A 17,302-nucleotide genomic window follows, 5' to 3' on the forward strand; every position below is an offset into this window, starting at 1 on the left:
CAAGATTTCGCACCCGTATTGACGGCAGTACCACTCAACGAACTCAAATCCAAACCGGCAGAGTCGATCCCGGTGAGCGACCACAATCGTTCCGACATCTCCCGCACGAACTCGTTCCAATAAGGCAAGGAACTTTGGTCTTTTGAAGTCGAGACCGCCGCCAATCTCTCCGACCACTTCGGCTCCAGGATAGAGGCTAACCAGCCTTGCAATCTGTCGCTCCAAATCTGACTTCTGCCCCCGACTGCTGACTCGGGCGTACAAAACGACTCGTTTGACTTTTTTTGGCGTTTTGATGTAGCTGTCGAGGTCATACCTTCTTGCCCTACCAGATGGCGTACGTATTGCCTTGATCCAACCTTTCTGCTCCCATCGCCTCAAAGTGTGGAGACACACCCCAAAATAATCCGCCGCTTCTCTCGGTTTTACATACCTAGCCATACCAAGCAGCTATACTGAACATACTGTACATTATTTTCAGTATAGTCCAGTATATCATTGACTAGAGTCATGCTCACCTCAGCAGGACACCTATCATCCTATCGGATGTCTTGTGCGAGCAAAGCCGGAGGGATTTAAGCAGTTTGGCGGATTATAAGAGATGCCCTCGCGCTTCCAGCCAAGCGTACAGGTAGGGAAATAGCTTTTGGTTGGCTGCCGGAAAGGGAAATTGCGACAGCTCCGCCGGCTCGACCCAGCGCACTTCGCTGCATTGCAGGGCTTGAGCTTCTCCGCGCAAATAGCGGCAGATAAAAGCAATAAGGGTGATGGTGAAATGGGTGTAGGCATGTTCGATGGTGGCCAGCGGAGCCACCACCTCAATGTCGATGCCGATTTCTTCTTTCACCTCCCGCACCACACACTCCGCAGGGGTTTCTCCCGGCTCGATTTTGCCGCCGGGGAACTCCCACAGGCCGCTGAGCATGGAGCTTTCCAGCCGCCGATCGATGAGGATCTCTTTCCCTCGCAAAACGATGGCCACCGCGATCTGTTTGTGAGGGCGCGAGGGACGGGGCTCAGACATAGGCAGGTGTTGCTGTTGACCTCGATTGTAGGCAGCGCAATCGGCCTGCCAAGGACATTGGCCACAGCGAGGCTGCCGGGGCCGGCAGATGGTCGCGCCCAAGTCCATCAGGGCCTGGTTAAAGGTGCGCGGCTGCTCGGGATCCAGCAACTGCTGCGAAAGCCGCCACAACAGGGGCAGACAACGGGCCGGCGGCTGGGGCAAAGCCACCAGGCGGGCCAACACCCGCTTGACGTTGCCCTCCAAAATCGGCAGGGGCAGGTCAAAGGCGGCGCTGAGAATGCCGCCAGCGGTGGTGCGCCCGATCCCCGGCAGCGCTAGCACCTGCTCCAGATTCCTGGGAAACTGGCCCCCGTGTTCCTGCATCAGGATTTGAGCAGCTCTGTGCAGATTCAGCGCCCGCCGGTAGTAGCCCAGCCCTTCCCACAGTTTCAGCACTTGTTGCTGCGGAGCCGTCGCCAACTCTGGGATCCCGGGCAGAGCCTCCATCCAGCGCTGAAAGTAGGGGATCACGGTTGCCACCTGGGTCTGTTGCAGCATCACCTCCGCCACCCAAATGGCATAGGGATCCCGCGTGCGTCGCCAGGGCAGATCTCGACCCTGCTGGCAGTACCAACGCTGCAAGGACTGCCGCAGGCGCTGCAAAACTGCGCTGCTCCAACCTAGCGACTGCTCGCCAGCAACCGCAACCTCGGACTCTCTTCCAGTCCGTCGAGAAGGAACCTGGGATCTCAAGCCGCGTAAGCGAAGTGCAACGCCCACCAGATCAGGGCCGAGACCACCCCCGCCACAATGCTGGCCGAGATCAGAACCACAATTGGGCTATCCGCCCCCTTGAACCTCATAATGCCGCGGTTGTAGTCAGCCATTGTTGCCTCCCACCAGCTTCGGCTTTGGGGTGTCGAGGATCTCACTTGGGATACGTGTCGCGATGGGGAAACTCCGTTATCGACCAACCCCCTCATCTCTAGGATAGCCAATTTGGCCCGGATCCGAGCCGCCCCCCAAAGAGGGATCCCCGTCGGGCAAGCCCTACCGCCTCCGCTGGTCGCAAAAGTTAGAGCACAGGAGCCGCCCAGGCAGAGGCTTGGGCAGCCAACTTCCCTGCTATTTAGACAACCTGCCGACGGCGGGGCCCTGCAAGAGACAGTCCACCCGGCCCAGCAGGTATAAAAGGTGCCCTCGCAGGGCTCCGCGCCGCCTAGGCGGCTGAGAAGTCGCCTCTCAGGTTTAGCGAGGGAAAACCACCTGGGCCCGCAACTCGCCGGCAGGATTGGCTTGCGTATGGATGTTGAGGTAGTAGGCCCCGGCCAAGAAGCTGGAGACCTGCTCAACAGATAGGGTACGGGCGGTTTGGTTTAAAGTGACCACAGCACTGCCGCTGGCGGAGCTGGGCACCGCTACCGGCGGTACTTCAGCAGCAGGAGATAGGGTCAAGGTAGCCGTAGAGACTACAGCTCCCGGCGCAGGGGTCGCCGAGTTGCTGCTCCCGCAGCCGCTGAGAAACAAGTCAGCAGCTAGGCAGACGCCCCAAAAAGTTTTGAAGACAAAACGAGGCCGCAAGGCCGAATCCAGCAAAAGCGTCAACAATATGGAAAAAGCTCCTCGGTCGGAGAACAAGCCACCTCAAGTACGGAGCAGGCCGAGCTTCGGATTCACCCTCGGAGAACAAGGTCGCGATTGCCTGAGGAGTTGCCCCTGTTTCTCCGCGATCTTCTTCTCGAGGGGCTTCCCAAGAGGTCGAAGCAGCCCGACTGCCGACTCAGGAGGGGTGGAGGGCCGGAGATGGCCAAGCTCCAAAGCTCTCCCTCGCCAAACTTTCCCAGGCCAGGTTCGCCGATCTGTGGGTTTAATTGAACCGGGCTCGCCGGCGCAAGTTCAGTAAAATTGTCGCGATATCGGTCATCAAGACCTTCGTTGGGGCAGTCGTTCTTATGGCGAGGACAGGGGAGGGGAAAGGCAGCAGCTTAGCTCGAGAAAGGTCTCGGGATCCGGTGCGTCGTCAGCGCCGCTTCACTCAGGCTGCCTCCCCTTCTCGCCACTTGCTGCCTGCTCCGGCTGCCGAGGGATCCCTCTTGGCTTCCCGCCCCCAACCGCTGCGCCTCTCTCGCCAAAGAGCCATTGCCCGGATGCGCCAACGAGCTGCCCAGCCTCGCCGCCTGAGGCGGTCTCCGGCCCTGTTGGAGGTGTTGCTGCGAGGCCTGGGCCTCAGCCTGATGTTGGGCCTGACGATGGCTGGCCTATCGCAACTGCTGCAATCGACCACTCCTGCCCGGCCAGAACAGGATGCGATGCAGGAGCTCCCCTCCACCTTGCCCACAGACCTGTTAAGAGGACAGGAAATCCCCGCTTTGCAGGAGCGCTTGGCTGCTCTGGCCGATCAGCCGGGCCTGACAGCAGGAGCCCTGTTCTGGGAGGTGGAAAGCGGCGCCTTTGCCGGGGTGAGGCCGGATCAGGTTTTTCCTGCCGCCAGCGTCATCAAGATCCCGATTCTCCTGGCTTTTTTGCAGGCAGTGGAAACGGGTCAGGTGCGGCTGGACGAGAGGCTGACTTTGAGAGAAGACCTCAGGGGCGGGGGAGCTGGCGTATTGCAGACCCGTCCCCTCGGATCCCGGGTCTCTGCTCTGGAGGCAGCTACCCTCATGAGCACCATCAGCGACAACTTCGCCGCCAACCTCATCATCGATCGCCTCGGCGGTCGGGAAGCCCTCAACCAAAAGTTTCGCCAGTGGGGGCTGCAGCACACGCAAATTTCCTGGTGGCTGCCGGATTTGGAGGGCACCAACACCAGCAGCCCGCGCGACATGGTCTGGCTGCTCAGCCAGGTGGAGCAGGGGCGAATGCTCAGCCGCCGCAGCCGCGACCGCTTTTTGGACATCCTCTGGCGCACGCAGCGGCCCTCCTATTTTCGCCCCAACTTGGGCCAAGAGGTGCGCATTGCCCACAAGACGGGAACTCTCAGGTCGGTGGTGGGAGATGCCGGCATACTCGATTTGCCCAACGGGCGACGCTACGTGGCAGCAGTGTGGGTAAAGCGGGAAACTCCCAACGATCCCAAAGCCGAAGAGCTAATCGCCAAACTCTCCCAGGCTGCCTATGAGTTTTGGTCTGCCGAAGGCGAGCCCACCGCTTCGGCTGCTGCCGATAGCCCGTAGCCCTAGGGGATCGCCCATCCCGGCAGAGCAGCAGCGTCAAAATTAAAAAGTTGGATCTTAAAAAGTTGGATCAGCCAACATCCAAGCCAGAACGGTGAGGTTATGGCCGAGACTCTTCCCCCTTCCCAAGCTCCTCCAGCAGGGGATCCCCTTATCAAACTGGATCAATTTCTCAAGCTGACGGGAGTTGTGCCCACCGGCGGGCAGGCCAAGCAGCTCATCCAGGCGGGGCAGGTGCGGGTCAACGGCGAGGTGGAAACCCGGCGAGGGCGCAAGTTACGCCTGGGGGATGAGGTGGCAGTAGCGGGCCAAGTTTGGCAGGTGGGCTGGGATGGGAAGAGGATCCAGAGCTCTGCCACAGGGGGAGGTCGGGTCTGCCTCTAGTCAGTCAGGGTTTTGCTGAGAAAAACTGTTCGCGTCAGCGGGACGGCGTCCTTACGTTTCAGGGATGCTCAAGAACCACAAGTTGGTAGGCAGCATTGCTGACTGTGGGTTCTATGAGTTTCGGCGACAGCTAGAGTACAAGTGCAAGCTCTAGAGCTGTCAGTCGGTTGTGGTGAACAGGTTCTTCCCTTCCAGCCAACTGTGTTCAAGGCCTACGGCCCGCTGCCGCGAACGACGGGAAGTTACGCCTGTGAAGACTCCTCTGCCCCCCTACATCCCCCCGTATACGGGGGGACTAAGGGGGGGTTGGGCAACCAACGAGGTATGGGTCGTGGAAGTAGAAAGGAAGCAACGACGCTGGACAAAAGTTCGTTTTTGTTTAGCGTTGTGTAAGTCTTGCGGAGCGGCAAGGTCAAGTAGCCGAGCCCTTGCTCCCCAACTGCAACCAACTCCACAACCGCTGACCTAAGCTGGGAACAGTTTTCTTTTCTTTTTCTCGCTGTGCCTGCGTCCCCTCAGCCTCCTGTGCAGCAGGATTTTCCTCCCTTGCCCCCGCCACCTCCCCGCTCTCCGGCTCTAAGGGTGGTGGAGACAGCTTTCTTAGCCAGCACTGCTGCTTTGATCTGGATCTTGAGCTACACGCCGCTGGCCCCGTTTATGCGTCTGTTTTTCCCCATTCCGGTGGCGCTGGCGGTGATGCGCTGGGATCCCCGCACCGGGGCGATGGCGCTGGCGGTCTCTGCTCTGTTGCTGACGGTGCTGATGGGGCCCACGCGCAGCATTCTCTACGTCATTCCCTACGGCCTGCTGGGCTACTGGTGTGCCCGCCTATGGCGGCGGCGCCTTTCCTGGTATGTCTCGGTGGCCAGCGGCGCTGCCCTCAGCGCTTTCGGCCTCGTTTTCCAGTTGCTGCTCTCCTCGCTGTTGGTGGGGGAAAACCTCTGGACTTACGTCACCATCCAACTCACCGGCTTGACCAACTGGCTGCTGGATGTGTCTCTGGCCAGGCTGGGCGTGTACTGGGTGGCAGAACCCTGGATGGTTCAGGTGGTGGTGGCAGGGTTTATCGCCTTTAACTCCCTGGTCTACGTCTTCACGGTGCATTTGGTGGCAGCTCTGGTGATGGAGCATTTCCGCTGTCCGCTGCCGCCGCCGCCGAAGTGGGTGCAATTTTTGCTGGATTAGCAGCCGCCTATACCTCTAAGGTGACTACCGCCATGGGATAAACTTGTAGACCCTACCCCCATAGCTTCTACCCCTGTTCCTGATGAACCCACTGCCCCCTCCTGCCTACCCCTACCAGTTCCGCGCCCTGGGCTTGATCAAGGGATCCCTAAAATCGATCCCGCAGACTTATGCTCAGGCGACGCTGGTTGCCGCCGATGGCGTAGAGTATCCGGCCACCCCTGGCCGCGCGGAGCTGCTGCGCCCTTTCACCTATTGCATCGAGAGCGGCCACACCTACTGGTACTACGTGCAGCCGCAGCCGCGGTCGGGCGGCACTTTGGGCCTGAGCGTTATCCGCATCCTGGCCTTGCCGGAGGAGGAGCAAGATCCAGATCTGGACGAGCCCTTTCTGCCTGCCCCCGAGGATGTAGAGGAGGGCTTTAACATTCGCGGCATCGTCGAGCCCCACGACGGCTTCATCTGGGTGACGGTGCGGCGCAAGCCCCAGGGGAACAAGCAATTCCCCCCCCTGCAGCTGCGTCTGGAAGGGTTCTTGCCGGGGGCCGTCGCCGGCGAGTTTTGGGATCTGTTGGCGGAGCGGGAGGGTCATAAGCTGCTGCTGGTGGATGGCAGCCGCCTCTTGACAGCGGTGGCCTAACTGCCTAAAACTAACCCAACCTGCTACCCCAGATCCCCAACTGATGGTGTCTGCTGCCGGCTTGTCCCAACGGGTTGCTCGTCTCTCTCCTTCCGCAACGCTGTCGATTTCGGCTCTGGCCAAGGCCATGCGGGCAGAGGGTCTGGATGTCTGTATCCTGAGCGCTGGCGAGCCGGACTTCGACACCCCTGAGCACATTCGGGCTGCCGCCATCCGCGCCCTGGAAGAGGGCAAAACCCGCTACGGCCCCACTGCCGGGATCCCCACCCTGCGCCAGGCGGTGGCAGACAAATTGCGCCGAGAAAACGGCTTGGACTACAGCCCCGACCAGATCCTGATTAGCAACGGCGGCAAGCAAACCCTGTTTAACCTGGCCATGGTGCTCCTGGATCCCGGCGACGAGGTGATCCTGCCCGTCCCCTACTGGGTTAGCTATCCCGAGATGGTGGCTCTGGCCGGGGCCAAGGTGGTGCGGGTGGAGACGCAAGAGGGCCAGGGGTTCAAGCTCACCGCCGACCAACTGCGCCAGGCCCTCACCCCCCGCAGCAAGTTGCTCATCCTCAACTCGCCGGCCAACCCCACCGGCGCTGTCTATCACCGGCAGGAGCTGGCAGCTTTGGCAGAGGTGATCCTCTCGGTTCCCCATCTCTATGTGGTCTGCGATGAGATCTACGAAAAGCTGGTTTACGGCCAAGCCCGCCACATCAGCCTGGGATCCCTTTGCCCTGACTTGATGCCGCGACTGATCCTCAGCAGCGGCTTCGCCAAAGCCTATGCCATGACCGGCTGGCGGATTGGCTACTTGGCGGGCCCTAAGCCCATCATCGAGGCGGCCATCAGCCTGCAAAGCCACAGCACCTCCAACGTCTGCACCTTTGCCCAGTACGGCGCCCTGGAGGCTCTCACCAGCCCCCTCTCGGCGGCAGCGGTGGAGAAGATGCGCCAAGAATTCTGGCAGCGACGGGATCTGATGGTGCAAGGGATCCGCACCTTGCCGGGGGTGACTTTCCCGGAGCCGGAGGGCGCATTTTATGTGTTTGTCAACATCGGCCAAACCGGCTTGGGTTCGGTAGAGTTTTGCCAACGGCTGCTCAAAGAACATCACGTGGCCGCCGTGCCGGGGGTGGCCTTCGGGGCAGAGTCCTACATCCGCCTCTCCTATGCCGCCGACCGCGCCACGCTTGAAAAAGGACTGGAACGGCTGCACCGCTTCCTGTCTTCCCTCTGAGGGGGCAGGAGGAGGGCTGAAGACAAGGGCTGGCCGAGACTTCTCTACAAAACGGTGGCGCAGCAAACCAACAGCAGGGGCTGGTGCCTGGCAGAGGCAGGAGAAGACTCTTGGCTCAGGCCTACCGTGAAGTCCTCGAGGCGATGCTGAGGGAGCGCTAAGATGGCTCCCACCCAAAAGTCTCCCAAAAAATTGCCCGCTGGCTTTACCCTCAAATGGTCTGCCGAGAGTGTGGAAAAGCTGGGATCCCTCTTGCCGGGCGAGATCTTGCTGGCAGTCCTGCTGGACCATTGGGAGCAACTGCCCAAAGCATTGCAACAAGAGTGCCTGCTGCAGGCCCACCGCATTCGCGTGGAACGGCTGGTGGTCAGCCAAAACTTCACCATCGCCACCATTGAGCAACTGCTAAGCAACTGTTGAACGAGACCCGTTGATCCCGATCCGCTCGGTGGGAATTCCGCTCCAAAGGATCTCTGTCCTAGAGTGCCAGGCAACGGCAGAACCACGTCCTGTGCTACGGTCAGAGTAGGTTAGTGCTCTTCCCCGGCTTTTCAACCTGTGCTCCCTCCCCCGCTAGCGGACGGCCATCCCAGCCTCTCTCTTTTCTACTCCTCGCTAAAGCTCTCCATCGTCTGCGAAGCAGCAGCAGGGCAGCAAGGGGAGTGCCATCGCTATTTTTTAAGGGTCGCATAGCGTCAGCGCGCTGTGAGACGAGCGGGTTTTGATTGGAGCACTTACTTCTTATGAAAGCAGTGGATTTGGCCAAAGCTATCCAGCAACGGCGCACCTTCGCCATTATTTCCCACCCCGATGCCGGGAAGACCACCCTTACGGAAAAGCTGCTGTTGTACGGGGGGGCGATTCAAGAAGCAGGGGCGGTGAAGGCCCGTCGCGCCCAAAAGCGGGTTACCTCCGACTGGATGGAGCTGGAAAGACAACGGGGCATTTCCATTACCTCGACTGTGTTGCAGTTTGACTACCGCAACATTCGCCTCAACTTGCTCGATACTCCCGGCCACCAAGACTTCAGCGAAGACACCTACCGCACCCTGGCGGCGGCTGATAACGCTGTGATGCTAGAAGACGCCGGCAAAGGGCTAGAACCCCAGACCCGCAAGCTGTTTGAAGTCTGTCAACTGCGGAAGTTGCCGATCTTTACCTTCATCAACAAGATGGATCGCCCCAGCCGGGATCCCCTCGAGCTGATGGACGAAATCGAGACGGAGCTGGGCCTCAAGCCCTATCCTGTAACCTGGCCGATTGGCTCAGGGGAGCGCTTCACAGCTTTGTTTGACCGGCGGACTCAGGAGTTTCACTTCTTTGAGCGAGTCTCGGGGGGGCGGCTGCGGGTCAAAGATACCGTCGTTAAACTCGGGGATCCGCAAATTGAAGAACTGATTGAAAAGGATCTCTATTACCAATTTAAAGAAGAGCTGGAGTTATTGGATGGCCTCATGCCCAGCTTGGATCTCAAACAGGTTCATGCTGGCCAGCAAACCCCCGTCTTTTTCGGCAGCGCCATGACCAACTTTGGGGTGGAGCTGTTTCTCAATGCGTTTATCGAGTACTCCCTGCCGCCAATGCCCCACGAGAGCACGGCAGGGCTGATCCCACCCGAACATCCTGAGTTCACCGGCTTTGTCTTTAAGCTGCAGGCCAATATGGATCCCCGCCACCGGGATCGCATTGCTTTTGTACGCATCTGCTCCGGTAAGTTCGAGAAGGACATGGTGGTCAACCATGCCCGCCTCAATCGCCCCATCCGTCTCTCCTATCCCCAAAAATTGTTCGCCCAAGAGCGCATCTCCATCGATGAAGCCTATCCTGGCGATGTCATCGGCCTCAACAACCCCGGCATCTTCAGGATTGGGGATACCATCTACACCGGCCCGAGGTTGCGCTACGCCGGGATCCCCAGCTTTTCGCCGGAGCTATTTGCCTATCTGAAAAATCCCAACCCCTCCAAGTTTAAACAGTTCCAGAAGGGGGTGGCGGAGCTGCGGGAAGAAGGGGCGGTGCAGATTATGTATTCCCTCGACGAGTCGAAACGGGATCCGATCGTGGCGGCAGTGGGCCAGTTGCAGTTTGAGGTGCTGCAGTACCGCCTGGAACACGAATACAATGTTGAAACCCGACTGGAGATGCTGCCCTACACCCTGGCCCGCTGGGTAGAAAACGGCTGGGAAGTCCTCCAGAATTTCCCCAGCCTGTTTAACACCCTCATTGTCAAAGACATTCAAGATAGGCCGGTTCTCCTCTTTAAAAACGAGTGGACCTTGCAGCAATTTATCAGCAGCAACCCCAAAATTAAGCTGAGCAAAATTGCTCCCATCGCGGATCTTGGCCCCGAATCCAAGGACGGCTCCTAAGGCCACTCAGAGCAACCTTCTCCGGGAACCTGCAAGTTCCGCTACCTGACCAAAGCTTTGCTGCTGTCTGGGATCGGGGTTGACATCTTCTCGCTGCCTGGCAATCTCGTTTTTGTAGATCCCAGCAATTTCTTTTTCTTCTTTTTTGGGTCATGCTTGCCAGGTCTTATTTCCAAGGCAAACCCATGGCAGTCGATAAACCGCTTTGCGACCGCTCGTTGTGGGGGCTGGATCCGCAGGCTATTTTTTTGAATCACGGCTCCTACGGCGCGACCCCGAAAACGGTGCTGCAGGCCCAGCGAGCCTGGCAAGAGCGCCTAGAGGCCCAGCCGGTACAGTTTATGGGGGAAGAGCTGCCGCGGGCTTTGCGGGCGGCGGCGGCAGAGCTGGCCCAGTTTGTTGGGGCTGAGCCTGAAAACCTTGTGTTTGTGGAAAATGCCACCGGCGGCGTCAATGCCGTGCTGCGCTCGCTGTCGTTTCGGCCAGGGGATCAGATCGCCTACACCAGCCACAGCTATGGGGCCGTCCGCCAGGCGTTGCGCTATGTCTGTGAACGCTGGGGGGCGGTGCTGGCGGAAGCCCAGGTTCCCTTTCCGATTGCGGGGCCGGAGCAGGTTTTGGCGGCGTTTGCGGCCATTCTCACCCCCCAGACTCGGCTGGCGGTGCTGGATCACCTCACCTCGCCCACGGCTCTGGTCTACCCCTTGGCGGAGCTGATTGGCCTCTGTCGAGAGCGCGGGATCCCAGTCTTGGTGGACGGGGCCCATGCGCCGGGGGTTCTCCCGTTGGAGTTGGAAAGCTTAGGAGCCGATTGGTACACCGGCAACGCCCACAAGTGGCTGTTTGCCCCCAAGGGCTGTGCCTTCCTGTGGGTGGCCCCCCACCGCCAGGCCCAAACCCATCCCCTGGCCATCTCCCACGGCTACGGGCAAGGGTTCACAGCCGAGTTCGACTGGGTGGGCACCCGCGATCCCAGCGCCTGGCTGGCCATCTCGGCAGCCCTGGCCTTTATCCAGGAGCTGGGGGTGGAGAGGCTGCGCCAGCACAACCACACGCTGCTGCTGCAGGCGCGGCAGGTGCTCTTGGAACAATTGGAAGGGATCCCACCTGCCCCGGAGCGGATGCTGGGCTTTATGGCCACCCTGCCCCTGCCACCCTTCTGGCAACAGTGGATCCCGGAGCTGCCTTTGGCGGAGCGGGCCCGCCGCCTGCACGACTACCTCTGGCAGGTGCACCGCATCGAGGTTCCCATCCTTCCCTTTGCCGGGCAGCTTTGGGTGCGCATCTCGGCCCAGGTCTACAACCACCTGGCTGAGTACGAACAGTTGGCGCTAGCCTTGCAGCGGCTGCCGGAGTGATGTGCGCCCTCACCCCCAACCCCTCTCCCTCCGGGAGAGGGGAGATGGAACGGTCTCGCCACCCCCGTCTTGGGTTTGGGTTGCCGGGAAAGTTCGGCTAGAGTCAGATCAGTAGCTGCGTTCACTTCTTGCTCGGATCCTCATGCTCTCTCTGGCTGCCACGCAAGCCCATCTAGGCCCGATCGATCTGGATCGCCTGCTCACGCCTGAGATCCAGCGGCCAGCCCGCTACCTGGGGAAAGAGTTCGGCGCCGCCCACCGCCCCTGGGAGTCGGGGCGGGTGCGGTGGGTGCTGAGCTACCCGGAGCTGTACGAGGTGGGGGCCTCCAACCTGGGCCACCTCATCCTCTACAACATCCTCAACGCCCAGCCAGACCAGTTGTGCGACCGCACCTACCTGCCGGGACCGGATCTGGCGGCCCGGATGCGGCAGTTGCAGATCCCGCTGTTTGCCGTAGAATCGCGCCGCCCCTTGCGCGCTTTCCACATCATCGGCTTCAGCCTGGCCTACGAGCTGGGGGGCACCAACATCTTAGAGATGCTGGATCTGGCCGGGATCCCCCTCAAATGGTGGGAGCGCCAGCCCTTTACCCCGCAAGAGTGTCCCCTGATCTTTGCCGGCGGGCCCACCGCCACCTCCAACCCAGAGCCCTTTGCCGACTTTTTCGATTTCTTCGTCTTCGGGGATGGGGAAGAGGTGCTGCCGGAGATCGGCCAGGTGCTGGCTCAATCTCTAGCCAAGCCCCGCCGCGAGGTGCTCTTGGAGCTGGCCCAGGTGCCGGGGGTGTATGTGCCCCAGTTTTACGAGGGGATCCCGCCCCGCCCCATCGTGCCCGGCGTGCCGGAGCGCATCCGCCGCCGCGTGGCCCTGCCCCAACTGCAGTACTCCGTTGGTCTAGTACCGCTGGTGGCAACCGTCCACGACCGCCTGGTCATGGAAGTGCGGCGCGGCTGTACCCGCGGCTGTCGCTTTTGCCAACCCGGCATGCTCACCCGCCCGGCTCGCGATGTGGATCCGCAAGCGGTGGTGGAGGCGGTGGTGCAGGGCCTGCGCAAAACCGGCTACAGCGAATTTTCCCTTTCTTCCCTCAGTTGCTCCGACTACCTCTCCCTGCCGGCGGTGGGGGCCGAGCTGCACAACCGCCTGCTGGGGGAGCACGTCGCCCTCTCGCTGCCCAGCCAGCGGGTGGATCGCTTCGATGAGCAAATTGCCGCCATCATGAAGGGATCCCGCCGCTCGGGGCTGACCTTTGCTCCGGAAGCCGGCACGCAACGGCTGCGGGACATCATCAACAAGGGTCTTAGCGATGTTGACCTCATTCGCGGCATTCGCACCGCCGTCCAGGAGGGCTGGGACAAGATCAAGCTCTATTTCATGATCGGCCTGCCGGGAGAGACTGACGCCGATGTCATTGGGATTGCCCGCACGGTTGAGATGCTGCAGCGAGAATGTGCGGCCTTGGGTCACAAGAAGGTGGAGTTTACCCTCACGGTCTCCAACTTTGTCCCCAAGCCCCACACCCCCTTCCAGTGGCACCGGGTGGACTACGCCGACGTGCAGCGCAAGCAGGCCTTGCTGCAAAAGGAGCTGCGGCGGCTGCGGGGGGTCAAAGCCCACTTCACCGACATCCGCTTCAGCATCCTGGAGGACTTTATTGGCAAGGGGGATCGCTCCCTGGGCCGCATGATCGAGCAGGCCTGGCGGGCCGGCGCCGGCCTGGACGCCTGGTGGGAAAACATCGACGCCGCCTATGCCGCCTGGGTCAAGGCCTACTGCGGCGAAGCGGTGGATCCCAGCGCCGATCCGGTTGCCCTCTGCGCCCATCTCCCCATGCGCGAATTGGGCCTGGAGGATCCCTTGCCCTGGGATCACATCGATACCGGCATCGACAAAAAATGGCTGCAGAAAGACTACCGCCGCGCCCTGGAAGCCATCACGGTGGAAGACTGCTCCTTTGAGAAGTGCTCCGCCTGCGGCATCTGCGGCCCCGGCTTTGGCCACAACATCGTCATCCCGCCCCCGCCCGTCCCACCCCTGCAAAGCCGGCCCACCCCCACCCCAGATCCCCTGGAGCCGCAGCCGCCCGCCCAGCGCTTCCGCATCACCTACGGCAAAACTGGGGATCTGCGCTGGCTGGGCCACCTGGATCTGATGCGGCTGTGGGAACGGGCCTGTCGGCGAGCGGGGCTGCCTCTGGCCTTTAGCGGCGGTTACCACCCCATGCCCCGCCTGGCTAACGCCAACGCCCTGCCCATCGGCCAGGAAGGCTATGGGGAGATCCTCGATCTGGAACTCCTGGCCCGCCCCGGGGCTCCCTTTACCCCGGAGGAGCTGCGCGCCCTGCTGGCCGAGCAACTGCCCCCCGAAATTCCCATCCAGGCCATTCAAGAGATCGGCCTGCGGGATCCCTCGGCTACCGAAGCGGTTTACGCCGCCGAATATCAACTCAGCGTGAGCTGCGAGTTGCCCGAAGCCGACTGGCCGACCTGGGTTACCCAGATCCTGGATGCGCGGGAAATTTGGATTGAAAAATCCACCAAATCCGGCAAACCCTGTCGCTTCAACGCTCGCCCCCTGCTCTACTACCTGGAGTTTCAGGGCCTGGCCCCCGACGGCAGCGCCCGCCTCCTCTACCGCGGCAGTTGCCGCAACGACGGCGCTTACCTGCGGCCCAATCAACTCGTGCAAATGGCCGAGTCCTTGGGCTTGCCCCGCTGGACGCTACAGATGGCCAGGCGGCTGCGTCTGCTGTGGCAAGACGGCACCTCCGATCCCGACTGAGGAGCGGCCTCAGGATCGACCGGACAAAAAGGAGACCAAGGCTGGGCTCTGCCCCTGTCTGGAGGGGGGGATCCGACAGGCGCTATGTTGTCTATTGCTGGCTTCTGCCGCTGCGGAGCTTGCCGGGATCAACTTGGCCAAAGGCAGGGCAGGCAGCAGGCAACAGTTTGATCGGATTCTGAAATGGAGACCCAGAAGGATAGCTTGGCGGCCCTGTACTTTAGTTAGTACGGTGCGGAAAAGCCCGCAAGCAACTTCGGTTGCTCGCCAATGGTGCTCAGGGAGTTAGTATACTTGTTGATGAGGCGTACCGTTTCCAGGCGAGCACCTAATCACGGTGAAAAACCCGACCGGTGGCAAGCGCCGAGGAGATGTCAACGTCTCAACCAACTTGATCAGAAAAGGTAAGCAGAACCTTGGAACTTTGCCCCAAGGAACTGTCCAGAGGCGGCTTGACAACGCCTTTACGAGTTCGTCTGTGGACTGCGTAAGAATCCCCCGCTTTCAGGCGGAGGGAGTGTCAACCCTAACTCAGTACCCAGGGCAGGTAACGGGCGCAACAGGGCCCAGTCGATAGGCGGTACAGAGAGGTGTGCCCCTGTGGCCTGGCTCTAGCACTATATTTTTTCTCCTGAGAAGGTGTTTCTTTCCGCGTGCAAACCCTGTCTTTCTGTGGATCTAGGCTGGCACGATTGGGGTTCTGCCACGAACCATCGTCTAATCTCTTCTGGGATGTCTGAGGCGGAGGGGTGTCATCTTGCCTCCTGAGCCTATCCATCAATCCCCATGCAAATCCCACCCAATCCTAAGGATCCGATGAGCTTGGACTCACCTCATCAATGGTGGAGTGGAAGCCCAGCAAATCGGTCATCCTCCGTCAAAGCAGAGCTTAGGGTAATGGACAGCCTCATGATGAATCGATTCTGGCTAAAAAAACTTGAGCGGATCCCGCCAAAAGGACAGCGCCTCGCCGCAAGGAGGGTTCAATCCACAACCGCAGGCCCTGGGGGCGGGGAGGAACGTTAATGCCCAGGCAGATTGTAATTGATGAGCAACACCGCGTCGCTGCTGTTTTTGCCGAAGACCAAGTCCAAGAGCTGATCGTTGCCAGTGGCACCTACCAGGTGGGAGACGTCTACGTCGGGATCGTCGAGAACGTCCTGCCCAGCATCGACGCTGCCTTTGTCAACATTGGCTCCGGCGAACGCAACGGGTTTATTCACGTCAGCGACCTAGGCCCGCTACGCCTCAAGCGCAACCATGCCTCCATCTCGGAGCTGGTTCTGCCACAGCAAAAGGTGCTGGTGCAGGTTATGAAGGAGCCCACCGGCAACAAAGGGCCACGCCTCACCGGCGATCTGGCCTTTCCAGGGCGGTACTTGGTGCTGCGACCCTACGGCAAAGGGGTTCATCTGTCCCGCCGCATCGAGGATCGGGAAGAACGCAATCGCCTCAAGTCGCTGGCTATTTTGATCAAACCCCCCCAGATGGGCCTGTTGGTGCGCACCGAGGCCGAGGGGGTGTCTGAAGAGGCGATGATCGAAGACCTGGAGCAATTGAAAAAGCTCTGGGAGGATATTCAACAGCAGTATCAGGCGGCACGGGGTCCGGGGCTGCTCAGCCGAGATGACGATTTTATCCAGCGAGTGCTGCGGGATGTCTACTCGGAGGACGTCAACCGCATCGTTACCGACTCGCCGGCAGGGGCGAAGCGGGTGCGTAGCTATTTGCAAGGTTGGAACAAGGGCCAGATGCCGCCCGGTGTTGTGGTCGATGCCCACCGCGAACCCACCCCCATCCTGGAGTATTTCCGGGTCAATGCAGTCATCCGGCAGGCGCTGCGACCCCGGGTGGATCTCCCCTCCGGCGGCTACATCGTCATTGAGCCCACCGAAGCCCTGACGGTGATCGATGTCAACTCTGGCTCTTTCACCCAATCGGCCACCTCTCGCGAGACAGTGCTGTGGACCAACTGTGAGGCGGCTACCGAGATTGCCCGTCAACTGAGGCTGCGCAACATTGCCGGCGTGATCGTGGTGGATTTCATCGACATGGATTCCCGCCGCGACCAGTTGCTGGTTTTGGAGCACTTCAACAAGGCCCTCTCCAGCGACAAAGCTCGCCCCCAGGTGGTTCAGTTGTCGGAATTGGGGCTGGTGGAGCTCACCCGCAAGCGGCAGGGGCAAAGCCTTTACGAGATCTTCGGCCACTCTTGTCCTACTTGTGAGGGGCTAGGGATCCTGGCCCGCCTGCCAGGAGCTGAGCCAGGACGGCTGTTGACGGTCGAAAGTGGCCTGCCGGTAACGTTGCCCACTGAGGGGGAGGACGGTTCCAGCCCAAGCCTGCTCCAGGAGGGCGACTCGCAGCGGGCGGGCCTGCGGCTGGGGAGCAATGGGGTGTCGCGAACCGAAGGCCGTGTCTCCCTGAGCCGCTCCCGTACTGCCCCAGAACAGCGACCGGATCTGGAGGAATCGCGAATTGAGGTGGGGCGCAAACGCTCCCGCGACGAGTGGGTGGATCCCCGCGTAGGCCAGCGCCCGGTTTCCCGGAGCGGAGAGGCAGAAGGGGGCAGTCTGGAGGTGCCTGGGGAAGATCTCTTGCAGCCGGCAGGGGGCGGGGCGGAGCAGAAGCGCAAAGAATCCCGGCGTCCCAGCCGGGGAGAAGATGGGGAAGAGCAGGGCTCCCACAGAGACCAGCCTACCGCGGGGCGATCCGCTCGCGCCGGTGGGGTGGAGTCCTCAGAAAGCCGTCCAGCCCGGCAAGCCATTACTGTGGAGATGACCCCCTTGCAACAGCGGGTCTACTCAGAGTTAGGGCTGTCGCCGCTGTTGCTTCTGGATCAGCCACCGCCCTCGGGCCGCGACACGGTGGTTATGGTGGCCCTGCCGGGCACTGTAAAGATGGCCAGCCCGGAAGAGGCGGAGGCCGGTGCAACTTCTGCCAACGGCACGGCGGAGACGGTTGCCCCTGAAGCCGCAGCTTTGCCGGAGCAGGAGCCGGTAAATACTCTTCCCCCGCCAGCACCCTCCGAGCCGCAAACTCCTCCGCCTGTATCATCGATGGCGGAGCCGCCGGCAACGGTGACGCCCCAGGAGGTAGTCATCGACCCGTCTCAGCAATCTCCGGCGGCCTCCAGACGACGGCGCTCCCGCAGCAGCTAGCCGGCCCGCTGAGCCC

General features: G+C 61.0%; 14 protein-coding genes. 10 read left to right on the forward strand and 4 right to left on the reverse strand.

The window, feature by feature from the left end; all coding sequences use genetic code 11:
• The 4 genes from ACVW0R_RS03770 to ACVW0R_RS03785 all read right to left on the reverse strand — a co-directional run.
• Positions 1 to 441 (reverse strand): IS607 family transposase (locus ACVW0R_RS03770; protein ID WP_457501673.1); only part of this gene is annotated, 441 nt, incomplete at its 3' end.
• Positions 442 to 592: 151 nt separating this feature from the next.
• Complete coding sequence (gene mutY / locus ACVW0R_RS03775) at positions 593 to 1,669, reverse strand: A/G-specific adenine glycosylase (RefSeq protein ID WP_414346862.1); 1,077 nt, start codon at positions 1,667 to 1,669, stop codon at positions 593 to 595.
• Positions 1,670 to 1,755: 86 nt separating this feature from the next.
• The gene (locus ACVW0R_RS03780; protein ID WP_041438154.1) at positions 1,756 to 1,893 is read right to left on the reverse strand and encodes a hypothetical protein; all 138 of its coding nucleotides are present in this window, start codon (positions 1,891 to 1,893) and stop codon (positions 1,756 to 1,758) included.
• 361 nt (positions 1,894 to 2,254) lie between these two features.
• Positions 2,255 to 2,587, reverse strand: a complete 333-nt coding sequence (locus ACVW0R_RS03785) for a CHRD domain-containing protein (protein ID WP_011429700.1) — start codon at positions 2,585 to 2,587, stop codon at positions 2,255 to 2,257.
• Positions 2,588 to 2,958: 371 nt separating this feature from the next.
• Between ACVW0R_RS03785 and ACVW0R_RS03790 the strand changes: the two genes are divergently transcribed.
• The 10 genes from ACVW0R_RS03790 to ACVW0R_RS03835 all read left to right on the forward strand — a co-directional run bounded on the left by ACVW0R_RS03790 (position 2,959) and on the right by ACVW0R_RS03835 (position 17,286).
• Positions 2,959 to 4,179: a serine hydrolase gene (locus tag ACVW0R_RS03790; RefSeq protein WP_049749719.1), complete on the forward strand. Its 1,221-nt coding sequence runs from the start codon at positions 2,959 to 2,961 to the stop codon at positions 4,177 to 4,179.
• A gap of 102 nt (positions 4,180 to 4,281) precedes the next feature.
• A complete protein-coding gene (locus ACVW0R_RS03795; protein WP_011429702.1) occupies positions 4,282 to 4,563 on the forward strand; it encodes an RNA-binding S4 domain-containing protein in 282 nt (93 codons plus the stop codon).
• A 501-nt stretch (positions 4,564 to 5,064) separates the two neighbouring features.
• Positions 5,065 to 5,748 (forward strand): DUF2232 domain-containing protein, encoded by a 684-nt coding sequence (locus ACVW0R_RS03800; RefSeq protein ID WP_011429703.1) that lies wholly within the window; start codon positions 5,065 to 5,067, stop codon positions 5,746 to 5,748.
• A gap of 82 nt (positions 5,749 to 5,830) precedes the next feature.
• Positions 5,831 to 6,388, forward strand: coding sequence for a hypothetical protein (locus ACVW0R_RS03805; protein ID WP_011429704.1), 558 nt, complete (start codon positions 5,831 to 5,833; stop codon positions 6,386 to 6,388).
• A 43-nt stretch (positions 6,389 to 6,431) separates the two neighbouring features.
• Positions 6,432 to 7,616 (forward strand): pyridoxal phosphate-dependent aminotransferase, encoded by a 1,185-nt coding sequence (locus ACVW0R_RS03810; protein ID WP_011429705.1) that lies wholly within the window; start codon positions 6,432 to 6,434, stop codon positions 7,614 to 7,616.
• A 162-nt stretch (positions 7,617 to 7,778) separates the two neighbouring features.
• Positions 7,779 to 8,036, forward strand: coding sequence for a hypothetical protein (locus tag ACVW0R_RS03815; protein ID WP_011429706.1), 258 nt, complete (start codon positions 7,779 to 7,781; stop codon positions 8,034 to 8,036).
• A gap of 323 nt (positions 8,037 to 8,359) precedes the next feature.
• Positions 8,360 to 9,985, forward strand: a complete 1,626-nt coding sequence (locus ACVW0R_RS03820; RefSeq protein WP_099812341.1) for a peptide chain release factor 3 — start codon at positions 8,360 to 8,362, stop codon at positions 9,983 to 9,985.
• Between the two features lie 185 nt (positions 9,986 to 10,170).
• Positions 10,171 to 11,343, forward strand: a complete 1,173-nt coding sequence (locus ACVW0R_RS03825; protein ID WP_041438899.1) for an aminotransferase class V-fold PLP-dependent enzyme — start codon at positions 10,171 to 10,173, stop codon at positions 11,341 to 11,343.
• Positions 11,344 to 11,485: 142 nt separating this feature from the next.
• Entirely contained in the window at positions 11,486 to 14,125 is a 2,640-nt protein-coding gene (locus ACVW0R_RS03830) for a TIGR03960 family B12-binding radical SAM protein (protein ID WP_457501674.1), read from the forward strand.
• 1,025 nt (positions 14,126 to 15,150) lie between these two features.
• On the forward strand, positions 15,151 to 17,286 hold the full coding sequence (locus tag ACVW0R_RS03835) for an Rne/Rng family ribonuclease (RefSeq protein ID WP_414388410.1): 2,136 nt from the start codon (positions 15,151 to 15,153) through the stop codon (positions 17,284 to 17,286).
• Positions 17,287 to 17,302 lie beyond the last annotated feature (16 nt).

The sequence above is a fragment of the Thermostichus sp. MS-CIW-15 genome (assembly GCF_054060575.1).

Bases quoted from the DNA above. Each gene is read 5' to 3' on its own strand.
- ACVW0R_RS03780 (WP_041438154.1), bottom strand. From the start codon at position 1,893: ATGGCTGACTACAACCGCGGCATTATGAGGTTCAAGGGGGCGGATAGC.
- ACVW0R_RS03790 (WP_049749719.1), top strand. From the start codon at position 2,959: ATGGCGAGGACAGGGGAGGGGAAAGGCAGCAGCTTAGCTCGAGAAAGG.
- ACVW0R_RS03795 (WP_011429702.1), top strand. From the start codon at position 4,282: ATGGCCGAGACTCTTCCCCCTTCCCAAGCTCCTCCAGCAGGGGATCCC.
- ACVW0R_RS03805 (WP_011429704.1), top strand. From the start codon at position 5,831: ATGAACCCACTGCCCCCTCCTGCCTACCCCTACCAGTTCCGCGCCCTG.
- ACVW0R_RS03810 (WP_011429705.1), top strand. From the start codon at position 6,432: ATGGTGTCTGCTGCCGGCTTGTCCCAACGGGTTGCTCGTCTCTCTCCT.
- ACVW0R_RS03815 (WP_011429706.1), top strand. From the start codon at position 7,779: ATGGCTCCCACCCAAAAGTCTCCCAAAAAATTGCCCGCTGGCTTTACC.
- ACVW0R_RS03820 (WP_099812341.1), top strand. From the start codon at position 8,360: ATGAAAGCAGTGGATTTGGCCAAAGCTATCCAGCAACGGCGCACCTTC.
- ACVW0R_RS03825 (WP_041438899.1), top strand. From the start codon at position 10,171: ATGGCAGTCGATAAACCGCTTTGCGACCGCTCGTTGTGGGGGCTGGAT.
- ACVW0R_RS03830 (WP_457501674.1), top strand. From the start codon at position 11,486: ATGCTCTCTCTGGCTGCCACGCAAGCCCATCTAGGCCCGATCGATCTG.
- ACVW0R_RS03835 (WP_414388410.1), top strand. From the start codon at position 15,151: ATGCCCAGGCAGATTGTAATTGATGAGCAACACCGCGTCGCTGCTGTT.